At 62.9% G+C, this 11,231-nt stretch carries 6 protein-coding genes; all 6 read right to left on the reverse strand.

Annotated features, from left to right (window positions below):
* Positions 1-10: 10 nt before the first annotated feature.
* The 6 genes from AruPA_RS16190 to AruPA_RS16215 all read right to left on the reverse strand — a co-directional run bounded on the left by AruPA_RS16190 (position 11) and on the right by AruPA_RS16215 (position 10,828).
* The gene (locus tag AruPA_RS16190) at positions 11-847 is read right to left on the reverse strand and encodes a phosphoadenosine phosphosulfate reductase family protein (RefSeq protein WP_265637804.1); all 837 of its coding nucleotides are present in this window, start codon (positions 845-847) and stop codon (positions 11-13) included.
* On the reverse strand, positions 844-4,146 hold the full coding sequence (locus tag AruPA_RS16195; RefSeq protein WP_265637805.1) for an ATP-binding protein: 3,303 nt from the start codon (positions 4,144-4,146) through the stop codon (positions 844-846). The genes AruPA_RS16190 and AruPA_RS16195 overlap by 4 nt, the downstream gene beginning before the upstream one ends.
* Positions 4,143-5,063, reverse strand: coding sequence for a DUF4007 family protein (locus tag AruPA_RS16200; RefSeq protein WP_265637806.1), 921 nt, complete (start codon positions 5,061-5,063; stop codon positions 4,143-4,145). Before AruPA_RS16200 ends, AruPA_RS16195 begins: the two co-directional genes overlap by 4 nt.
* A gap of 9 nt (positions 5,064-5,072) precedes the next feature.
* Positions 5,073-6,347 carry a cysteine desulfurase family protein gene (locus tag AruPA_RS16205; RefSeq protein WP_265637808.1) on the reverse strand — a complete coding sequence of 425 codons (1,275 nt, stop codon included), beginning with the start codon at positions 6,345-6,347 and terminating at the stop codon, positions 5,073-5,075.
* 117 nt (positions 6,348-6,464) lie between these two features.
* The gene (locus AruPA_RS16210; protein WP_265637809.1) at positions 6,465-8,471 is read right to left on the reverse strand and encodes a hypothetical protein; all 2,007 of its coding nucleotides are present in this window, start codon (positions 8,469-8,471) and stop codon (positions 6,465-6,467) included.
* A complete protein-coding gene (locus AruPA_RS16215; protein WP_265637811.1) occupies positions 8,468-10,828 on the reverse strand; it encodes a sensor histidine kinase in 2,361 nt (786 codons plus the stop codon). The genes AruPA_RS16210 and AruPA_RS16215 overlap by 4 nt, the downstream gene beginning before the upstream one ends.
* Between the last annotated feature and the right edge of the window lie 403 nt (positions 10,829-11,231).

The following is an 11,231-nucleotide window of genomic DNA, read 5'->3' on the forward strand; positions in this document are numbered from 1 at the left end:
ACCGCGGGGCCTACTTGTGGCAGATCACACAGCCGCCTTCCGCCTCGTCGATGCCATAGACGTCATCGACGGTCTCGGCGGATCGGGCCGACAGGGGGTTGACCCGCCGGTTTCGGCGCAGCCGTTCGCGGCGCTTGTCGTAGTCGCTCTTGATCTGCGCGACCCGCGAGGGCACTACCAGATCGTTCAGGCTTTCGCCCTGGCTCCAAGTGAAGGGCGAGCCGTCCTTGAGGGCGGTCTTCTCGTACTCGATCGCCTCCGCGTAGCGGTCGGGATGATGCTCGGCCAAGCGGACCCATTCGATCTTTTGCTGGAAGAAGCAAAAGGTGCATCCCGAGCGCGAGCGCCAAGAGTAGTAGCCCGGCTCTCCCACATCGGCCTGGTCAAGGATCTCGATCACGCCGGCGCGGTCGATGCCGGCTTCGCGAAGGGGCAGGTGGACCTGCATGTTCGCGTGCGTGGCCTGATAGCCTTCGCGGGTCGGTTCATCGGACCGGATCGCGACGTAGGAATGGACCACGACGCCGGCGTCTAGGTCGTTCCGGAGCCAATGTTCCAGCGGTCGCAACTTGAGTTGGCGCGTGCACCAGCGCGTCCGCGGCGACGGCAGAAAGTTGCGATACTCCGCCAGCCAGAAGTCAAAATCGCGGTCCGGATTGAGCCGCAAGATCGGGCGGCCCAGGAAGCCCTCGAGCTTGTCGAGGAACTCGTAGACTTCCGGCAGCTCCTTGCCCGTGTCGGTGAAAAAATATTCGATCGGGAGGTTTGGGAAGTGCTGGCGCATGTAGATGGCCAGCGCCGCGCTGTCCCTGCCGCCGGACAGGCCGAGAATATGGCGCTCGGTCATGCGACCTCCACGTCCGTGTCCGCCGCGACGCTGGCGACGGCGCGGGCGAGCGCCGCCAACCGCATTCGGCCGCCATCGGGGTCATTGCCCAGCATGGCGAGCAGACGATCGGCCATCCCGGCCGCCTGCTCTTTTTCACCGTCCGACAGCACGAAGCTCCGGAGGAGGGGCGGCGTCAGAGGGTCGAGGCCGACCACCAGCGCCAGGGTCTCGGTGTGCGACCGTCGATTGCGCACGACCGCCAAGGCCTCTAGCTCCCGGAAACGCCGTCCATATCGCGCCACTTCCGTGAGCGCCTGCTCGCGGTCACGATCGGACCAGCTGTGCGCCGGTCGGTGGAGCAGGACGCTGAGGGGTCCTTCGATGTCGCCGCCGGATTCAAGCGCAGCGACACGATCGGCGAAGGCTTCGAACGCATAGTCGTTGGTCAGGTCCTTGAGCGTCGCGGCCCGCTCGGTCAAACCCGCGAACGAGCCCGGGTCGACCCCGAGTGCGCGGGCCATCGCCAGGCGCAACTCTGCCAACAAGGCCGAATAGCTGTTCTCGCACTCGACGAGGGCTTCAAACACCAGCTCCGGAGAGAGACGATTCTCCAAGGCGGCGGGCAGCTCATCAAAGAGCAGCGCTTCCGGATCGGTCGACTTCAGGACGGTTCGACGCACCACGCGAGCGTCTTCACTGATCCTGTTGGTTCGCGTGGCATGCGTGGTGAGGGCCTCGAAACGCTGGAATAGCGCTTGGGCGACTGGCAGCGAATTACCCCCGTCCGAGATTCCGAACAAGGCCGCCAACCCGCTCAGGAAGGCCGTCTCGCGAACAGACCGGTCGATCCTGCGCAGCTTAAAATCGCCGGGACGCTGAAGAAGCTTGTCGACCAATACGTCGTCGATCGCCGTCTGGAACACGCCGTCTACGTAAACCGCCACGGTCTCGCGTTTCGCCAACATGTAGGCGAGTGCCAGGGCCGGCATGACCCCGGCTTTGACGCCATACGGCGGCGCCGCCCAGCGCTTGAAGACCGCGGAAAGTTCGACCTCGCCATCGGCGTCAATCACCCGCCAAGCCGGTTGGAGCGTCGCACCTTGCCCCGTCATCTCCGGATCGGCGAAACCAAACCGACCAGGTTCGACCTCACGGTGAAGGCCGAACGGCCTCAAGACCGTCAGATACAGACCAAGCTCGGCCGGATAGCCGCTCATGCCAAGCTCGGGCTTGGCACCCTGGCTGACCATGGCGTAGCACAGATCCCGAAGCGCGGCCATGGAATTGGAGGATGGCTTGTCGCGCTGCAGGAGCTCGCTCTTCAATACGGGCGCATACGGATAGCCGGCGTCCGCTAGAGCGCTGGCAATGATGGCTAGCGGTTCACGCCAGGCCTTCACGGGTGTCGGGGCCAACCACCACTTGGCGCTTTCCAGCGACGCCTCGATGGTACGGTGCAGCAGGTCGATACAGTGGGAATGCCGCGCCGCGAGCTCGCGGCGGGCGATGCGATCCCCTTCCAACTGCGGGTGGTCCCGGAAGACCCGTTCGACCGCGATCAGTTCCGCCGCGCTGGCGCGCAGCGCGTATCCTTCGGTTGCGGCGCCGATCGCCACAACGCGCCCCGACTTCTTCAGCTGCTTGGCCGCGCCTTTGCAGATCGCCGCGACTTCGGTTTGATCGACTGACCCATTGCCGAGCACCAAGGCCACCAACCCGCTGGCTTTGATGGGCTTGGCAAACACCGCTGCCGCCAAGCTCTCGGCTGTGTCGCCTTTGCCAACGATCTGCAGGCCAATCTGGAACGTCCTCAGCGCGCCCGTCACGAAGTAGTGCCGCTTCGCGGTGGCGAACCCGAAGCCGACCCGTTGCGGAAGACCGTCGAGTTGGGCCGTGTCGACCGGCGCCGTCGCCCGATTAATCGCCTCATCAAGGTCGAAGTCGCTGCCGGCGAAGAGGGCGTATCCGCCGAGCCGCGGCTGACGGATCAAGACTGCCCAGTCCAGGAGATCTGTGATCGCGTCGCGACGCGAGGCCTCATCAGCTTCGGGAACGGCCTCGATAAGGAAGTCGTCAGCGAGCGCCAACCCCGACCCGTTTCGGAAGAACTCGATGATTGCCGCCGCCTTGGTCAGAGCGACGTGTACCGCTGTCCCCTTTGCCGCCGCCCGTTCAATCGCCTCAAACGCTAGGCTGAATCGACTGCCGTCGTTTCCGCTCGCTAGCGCCATGCCGAAGTTCGAGGCGAGATAATCCCAAAGCCTGGCGGGGTCATAGGTGCCCCCCGCTGCCTCCGCGCTTTTCAAAAACTCTTGGAAACCAGCCGGCTCAGCGGAACTCAGGAACCCAAAAACACTGCGCTCGTTTTGCGCGAAGCGCGCGCGTGACACCGGACCAAGCAGCAGCGCTGTGATCGGGTTCAGCGGCCATGTGGCCGCCAAGGCCTGTGCGAGGGCGTCCACTTCCGTTGGCCGCCTCTGTGCAACCGCGACCGCGACCGCTGCTGCTCGATCGAGCGCGCTGGCCGGAGGGCACGCGGCGGAGATCGCGCGACCGAGGAGGGCGACCGTCTCGTCGGCGCCGCTGAGGAACGCGATGTCCTGGAACCGGCCTTGAACCTTGGCCCACTCCTGCCGCGCGTCACGCGCGGCGCGCGCCGCGTATTGCTCAAACGACTGGTGAAGGATCCCAATAACGACTAGGCGACCCTTACTTCGGGTCGCGTGCTCAGCTAGATCCTGCAGTAGGTGAACATCGCCGCCCTCCAAGGCCTCGTGTTCCAACAGCTTCCCGAGTTCGTCGAGGATGATCAGGGTCCCGCTGCTGCGCGAACCGCCGGCGCGTTTGATGGCGCTGATGAGCGCGACATCGCTAGCCGCGGCCTCGCCCCGCCGCACGTTGTCCCAGCCGAAACAAGCGGCGGCGGCGGCGGCGACAGCATCTCGCAGCCGCACCCGACTTCCGGTGACAGCGACGACATTCCACGGCCCATGGTCTTCGGGGAAGGCCTTCCTGTACGACTCGGTGAGCGGCCGACCCGCGATTCCTCGCGCAATCTTCCTGTTCTCGCGGGCGCCCGCCACCAAGTTCGCCACGAGGAGGGCAGCGCTCGATTTTCCGCCGCCATAGGGCCCGGTCCAGGTGAATGCGCCCTGGCGACTCTCCTCTTGGCTTTCGGCGAGGGTCGTCAGAGCCTTCTCTACGCTGGCCTGCAAGACATAGCCAATCAGCGGCGGCGTTCCGTTCAGATCGGCGTCGATCCGGGCCGACCGAGCGAAGCGGCGATCGATCTCAACGGTTTCGGACAATAGGGTCATGTTGCGGCACCAACTGCCCGGCCCGTTACATAAGCCGTCTCGATCAACGCCAGCGGGGATACGTCGCCGCGGCGCTGAATCTGGCGGAGACCTGCCGTATCGGTCCATTGCCAAGCATCGTTGGTCAGATCATCGAGCCGCATGAGGCGGGTGATCACGCTGTCTTCGTCGAGCTTGAAGACGCGCCCCGGTGAGCCGGGCGCGTAGCAGACTTGCTCGGCGGAGATGGCGGTCGAACCGCCTTGGCGTTCCCAGAATTCCGCGAGGGCGTAGGCGAACACGCCATCGGGAAGGTTTGGCTTGGGCCCACGCACAAATTCGTACCACCCGCCTAGCCTAGCCTCCCGAACCAGACCGAGCTCCGCCAAAAGCGGCTCGGCCGCATCCTCGTTCAGGGCGTCGCCTCGCCGGACGTAGCTTCTCAGGAAGACCTCGACATCCCGCTTTAACGTGCCGCGGGTCGCCCGCCATCCTCGCGCGGTCACGAGCGCCAGCAACTCATCGATCAAGGTCGAAGGATCAAACTCAATCGCCGCCAATGCGTTAAACGCATAGTAAGCGGTCGTCGTCATAGCGGGGGTGCTGGCGACGTGCCAATGGCATAGCCACACCGTCGCCGCGCGTTCGACGTAGGGATCAAATCCCCCATCGGCAAGAACGAGCCTCCCCATATCCGTCGGACTGATCAGGCGGTCGCTCTCCTCAAACAACCGCGACGCCAACGCCCAATACCGCATTGAGGCTGCCATGTTGCGGCCGACGCCGAAGCGTGCGATCGCATCTTGTTCCTGGAAGGTTCCGGTCACGGCTCCGCCTTCTACGGCGTCGTAGGCCTTCTTCAGCCAGAGCAGCCGGAGCGGGAAGGTCTCATGCCCCGCAAATTGGCCTCTGAAATCGGTAGTGAATGCATCCCGCATGCGGGAAGCTTACTGGCGAACCTCTCCAGTAGCAAGCCGGGAACCGACCGCGGCGGCCGCAATATAACCGGCTGCGGCGGTCACGTCAGGTATAGAGGTGTATCGACCACAGAGGAATCGGACTACGGTTCGGGCATCCTGCTTAGAAAAGCCAATAGCATCAAGGACATGTGAGGTCATCAACTGTCCAGAATTGCAAGCGGAGCCAGTCGAAATAGAGACTTCATGAGCAACGGCCAAGCATAGCGCGTCGGCATCTATCCCGTCGAAACTGATCGCCGCGCTGCCAGGCACGACGTCATAACCACCCGTGACTCGACGGAATCGGAGCTGGCGATCGGCGAGGCCGCGAAGAAGCGCCATCACAACTGAGTCGGCATGGGCCTCGTCTGATAGCCGTCGTTCGACAGCGACGCGTGCTGCCGCGCCGAAACCCGCAATCAAAGCCACGGGTTCAGTGCCGGGACGAAGGCCTCCTTGCTGCCCACCGCCGAACACGAGCGGCGATGGCTGCGGCGCAGTGGCCGCCACAAAGAGGGCACCGACGCCCATCGGGCCGTAACACTTGTGGGCGGATAGGCTGACATAGTCGATGTCGAGGCCCATCACATCGATGGCAACCTTGCCGAAAGCCTGCGCGGCATCGCTATGAAACAGGCCGCCACGACCGTGGGCGATCGCTGCCGCCTCGGCAACCGGCTGAATCACGCCCGTCTCGTTGTTGGCCATCATGAGCGAGGCGAGGAACAGCCCCTCGGCGCACAAAGCCTCGAATCTGGCCAGGTCCAAGCGGCCGTGGGTGTCGACCGGAGCGACAACAACGTCGAACCCGCGCGCGGACAAAATGCGCGCGGGTTCCAATACCGATTTGTGCTCGATCGCGGAGACAATGACCCTCCGGCGATCTGGGGGTGCTTTTGCCGTAATTCCGAGAAGCGCCAGATTGTTGGCTTCGGTGGCACCCGACGTGAAGATGATCTCGCTCGGAGCCGCCCCGATCACTTCCGCCACCGCGCTTCGCCCCTCAGCGATAATTCGCGCTGCCCTCTCGCCGGCCTGATTTGGCGAGCCCCCGTTTCCGGGAAGGGACCACGCGGCGAACATGGCATCTCGCGCTTCGGGCGCCAACGGCTGGGTTGCAAACCCGTCGAGATAGATGGGCGGAGCACTCACGCGCAACTGATCCTTAGGTGGGACTTCGGCACACGGTCTCGTGTGGCCTATAGGATGGCGAGGCGGCGCTTCAAAGTCGAGCCCCGAGGAGTGGGTGCAACTTTCCGCCATCCAGGCTCGCTCGTTGGTCCTCGCGGCCGTCGTGGGTCTGCGCTCCCCAGGTCCTTTTGTGCGGCGCGGACGTCCTAATGTGGCCGGATAGGGGGCTGCCCAAGGCTCAGCGTCGCGCTAGCCACCCGCCTCGGGGGCCGGCGGGTCGATCGCATCGGATGGGATCAGTCCTTCGCGAATCGCATCCGCACGGTGCGGCGCGTCAGCTTCGGGCTTGTCCCTGATGTGGATGATTACCCCAGCCTTACTGAGGTTGCCTCGGGCTAGTGCCTGATCGGCGTCAGCGAGGTTCCAGCCGACGAGAGCCATATGCGGCAGGCCCTGACCGCCCGTTTTACATGTGATCCCGGACCATTTTGCCCCAACGCCGTCGAGGCTCAGTCCTCGGGCGATCTTCTGTCTGAGCTCCGGCTTGGACCGAACATGATCGAAAGCCGCTCTCGCGCTTTGGTGCACGTCGGCGCGCTCGATCGCAGCAAGCCTCTCTTCAACCCCGTCCCAGGCACCTTCCGTCATCACAAGCCTAAGTGCTGGCTTGCCCCGGTCGTCACGGCCGACGAAGCACACCGCACCCTCATTCAGCGCCCCGACCTCCAGGCGTTGGGGCTGTCCTCCTTCTCCGACGACGAAGACGTCGATGTCCACGGGGAAGGTCGCCGGCATCGGCGCCAGTAGGCCGACGCGGCCGAGCCCTGACAATAATTTTTGCTGCAGCTCCAGGGCGTGCGCTTCCCGCAGACGCGCGACGATGCGCAGCTCATCGCTATCGAGCGCCTGCCTAAGCTGATCCCAGGAAACGGTATCGACGTGCTTGGGGTTCCACTTGATCCAGCGGAGCTGCCCATCGATCTCAATCACGGCCGTCCGCGCGTCCGATCCGTAGGTCCAATCTTTGAGTCCAAACGGGCGAAGATCCCCCACCATCAGAAGTATCCGCGGCGCTCCATCCCGCTGGAGGTCGCAGATCGGTGTCATCACTAGCAGCACCTGGTCGGCCGTCAGGTCGACCAACAAAGTCCGCGATACCGCTTCGTCGGCGGCTGCGTCTCGAGGGAAAAGGATATCCCCAAACGTGACTAATCCGCCGGTCGAGCCCGGAAGGCCCAATCGTCGCACGTTTTGGGTCAGGGTTCGAAGAACAAGGTTTTGCAGGTCGGGAGATCCCGCGACATGGGGTGGCGGATAGGACGCAGCCGAAAAGGCGTTGAGTTCTTTTGCGGCGTTGATGATGCCTTCTTCCGCCTCAAGTTCGTGGGCGAGAACCCGGTCAAAGACATCGACCAAGTAGCTGCCGGTGGGCTCGCCCTCCACGTCGAGCAGTAGGCTTTGGATCTGACCGAGGTCCGAGAGCCTAAGGCGGCGAAAGTGGGTTAGGGTTCGCTGGGCGGCGTTGTCGATGCCGGCCGCTAGGGCGCCCACGAAGTCGGCCAGCTTCCGAGTATCCGCGAGGTGTTCGGCAAGCCGCTCGATCTGCCGCTCCAGCAAATCGCCGCCTTCCAAGTCAGCTTTACGGACGATGCGGAATCCGGAATCTAGAAGGCCGACATCGTCGCGGAATTCGTCGCGTTTAGTCTCGAGCCGATTGCTGCGGGACATCAATATCACGAGGGGAGCGGGTGGGCCTTTAGCCGCTAACGCCTCCCGAAGCAGTGCCTTCGACGCTTCCACGTCGTTGTCGCCCTGACCATGGCCCATAAAGAGGTCGATGAGAATGAGGTCGGCTTCGCCGGCGGCATCCTGGAACCGGCGTCCGGCGGTGCGCACCTCAAGTCCGAGCGCTTCAAGTTTTCCCTTTGCCTGATCGAGGTAGCGTTCGTCCGCGGCGCGGCCGCCGCGATACGCCTCGAAGAGCGGGACAAGCAGATCGGGGAATTGATCGCTCAGGCTCCAAAGGGCGGCGACGAACAGGTCATCGCCGACTAGGTCATCAAGCCGGCGATCCCGAGCGTCCGCATAGAGTGCGACCACCTGCTCGCGGACTGCGTCAGTCCAGTCGTCGCCGAAGATGGCCCACTGGGGATTGCTGACGCCTATGTCTTGCGCCCGCGGTGTCTCGTCGTAAGCGTCATCGACGATCAGCGCACGCCTGACTCCTCGAGCCTGCAGCAGCTCCGGGAGGCTCATTGCTGAGCTCCCTGCGGCAGTTCAAGGACGAAACGGTGCAGCCGGCCAGTCTCGGCGTCAGCCATATCTTCCAGGTAGAGGCGTCCCCCGTGATGCGTCGCCGCTTCGCGGGCGATGAACAGGCCAAGACCCCGCCGTCGTTTTGAATCCCGAAGCGAAAAAAACAATTTGAAGATCGTTTCACGGTTTTCGGGCGCGACCCCGCGGCCGTTATCCTCAAAAATCAGTGTCGGCGGATCGGACGAAACGGCGATACGGATTTCTGGAGTGAACCTGTCCCGTTGCCCGCGGATGTCTAGCCAGTAGACGGAATTAGAGATCAGATTCTCGATGATCTGCACCATCATACCCTTGACCGCGCGGATTCGGACGGGCCGCTCAGGCAGCGACAGGATCGGCGTGATTCGATGGCGGGAAAATTGCGCCTGGTGGGCCTCCATAGCGTCCTTCACGATCTCGTTGAGCGTGAACAGCTCGGTCCGCTGGCGACCTGAAACACTCATCGGATCGAGTACTCGAACGCGCTTGTTCACACTCTTCATCTCGGCTTGAAGATTGGCGAACTGGCCGCGCAGCCGATCCGGGACTTCCGGGCCCTTGAGGCCGTCTAGCGTGCGCAGGGCGTTCTCAGTGGCCCGCGCTAGTTCGTGGGCGACCACCTCGACCATTAGTCCGACGCCGGCCATCTCGATCATCTGGCGGGATTCCTGCTCCACCTGCTCGATGCGCACCCGCGCCTTAGCGGCGAAATCGGAGAATTCCGCCAAGGTCTGCTGCAACTCCTCCACATCGGTCTGGGCTGTGTCAGGCGACAGGCGGCGCAAGCGCGCAATGGCGGCTTTTGCTCGATCCTCAAGGCTTTTGACCCGAGTCTTGGCGTCGGAAAGGTCGATCTTCTGCCCCTTATACTGGCGCTCAACCTCCCTTAGGAACCCTCCAAGTCGATCCTGAACGGCGTAGTGCAGAACCTTAAGCATGACCTGCTGTTCCGGCGTGACCCGCAACCCCTCGCGATTGGTTTGATCGACGAGGTTGGGGTTACCGACCCGGCTGATGTTGACCCGACCGACGAACTGCGTCTTGTTCAGGGTGTAGCCAGAGCGCCTTAACGCCGAGCGGTCCAGATCGAGCCAATCGTCGTCGTCATCGCCGTAGGGGAAGACACGGAACCGATCGCGGAACAGGAGAATCCCTGACCAGCGGTTCTGCTCTTCACGAAGGGCCATCAGTTGACCCGTTGTATCGGTTCGCAGCAAGCGGCGCCGGTTGAACCAGTGGGCCTCGAAGGAGAAAGGCCCGACGCTGTCCAGGGCAGAGTCGTCGATATCCCCGTCTTTGCCGATCACGAGCCCCTCGAGATCGGCGCGCGAGAGGGTCACGACCTGCGTTTCGGGCGGATGTTCAAAATCCAGGTCGAGTGCCTCGCTAGTGATCACAAGTTGAGGCTCCCCCTTGACTACGGTGTACTCGCCGCGGACGCGTGCGTGGGCCGCGGCGAGAAGTTCGCGCGGCATGGTCGCGATAGGGATGCGGTTGTCGTTGTTCCAGAAGAGTGCAATGCGAGGCCGCCCCCCAGCGTCCGCGAACGGATCCGTCAAGCGGGCAAGGTCCTTGCCCGCCATCTCGCGCACCCGCGCTTCGGTCCAGTTCTCCGTCAGATCCGAGATGATGATGGAGGTGCCGGACCAAGCTTCCGACGGCTTGGCTCCTCCGATCGTCGGCGTAACGGGGATGTCGTCGAGCATGGCGTCGACGTTGTTGAAGTCCTTCCAGTTGATTACGAGAAAATTGAGAGCCGGGTCCGATTGCTTCGCCGTCTCGACCCTAAGATGATCGCCAAGCCGCATCGCCGACAGGCGGCCGATGCCCTTTTCGCCGAGAAAGGGGCTCTTCGTTGCCCCGCTGGCGAGCGCCGCCTCGATGGCCCTCTTTCGTGAGCCTGTGCCGATGACGAGGAATGTCTTTTCCAAGTCCTCAGCCGACATCCCGGTTCCGGTATCGCTGACCCGGATGGTGTTGAAACGACGCTCGGCCTCCCAGAGTGCGGAAAGAAGCTCTTCCGGGTCCGTGACCTGATTGATCAAGGCGCGGAAGCCATCCTTGGCTGCCGCGCTGGCGCTTTCCATGATTTCTGAGTGAACCGCCAGACGCAGGGTTTCGATGTCGCCGCCTTTGACAATCTGCTTTGCCAATGTCGAGACAGCGTGTTTGGGCACGACGATGTCGAACCTGACCTCGACGCCGGTCTTGGACTGTGCATCAAAGCCATTCTTGATAAGCTCATAGAACGCGATAATGTCCGAGCTGATTAGCTCAGAGCCGAGTTCAAGAACGGTTCGGGCGGTAATTCGAAACAAGGTGGTCAGTACTCCTTAACGGTAACCAAGCTAGTGCACCGACTCTGTCAAAAGATACAGGCGCCCGCCTGAATCGCCCAGAGTTTGTGGGAGCCCCAGGCTGCGTAGGTGAGTTTTTTGTCCGCGCCGGTGCACTAGAGATGCTCGACGCCCGAGCCAAGAGCGCTCACCTCCTTAGGAGGCATGGGGAGTGCCCGTCACAAACGCCGACCGATAGAGCGCACAAGCTTCAAGTTAGTGCACCCCATAAGCGGCCGAGGTGTGGATATCTACGACGCGCCAGCCGCGCAGATCCTCGACAACATTCTCTATCTTGTCTCAGTCCCTTGCGGCGGTCTACGTTGAACGCCTGAAGCGAGTTTGAGCTCAGACAGACCTGTCAGATGCTTGAGGTCTCGGAAAT

The organism is Acidiphilium sp. PA, assembly GCF_026191915.1.
Classification (GTDB): domain Bacteria; phylum Pseudomonadota; class Alphaproteobacteria; order Acetobacterales; family Acetobacteraceae; genus Acidiphilium.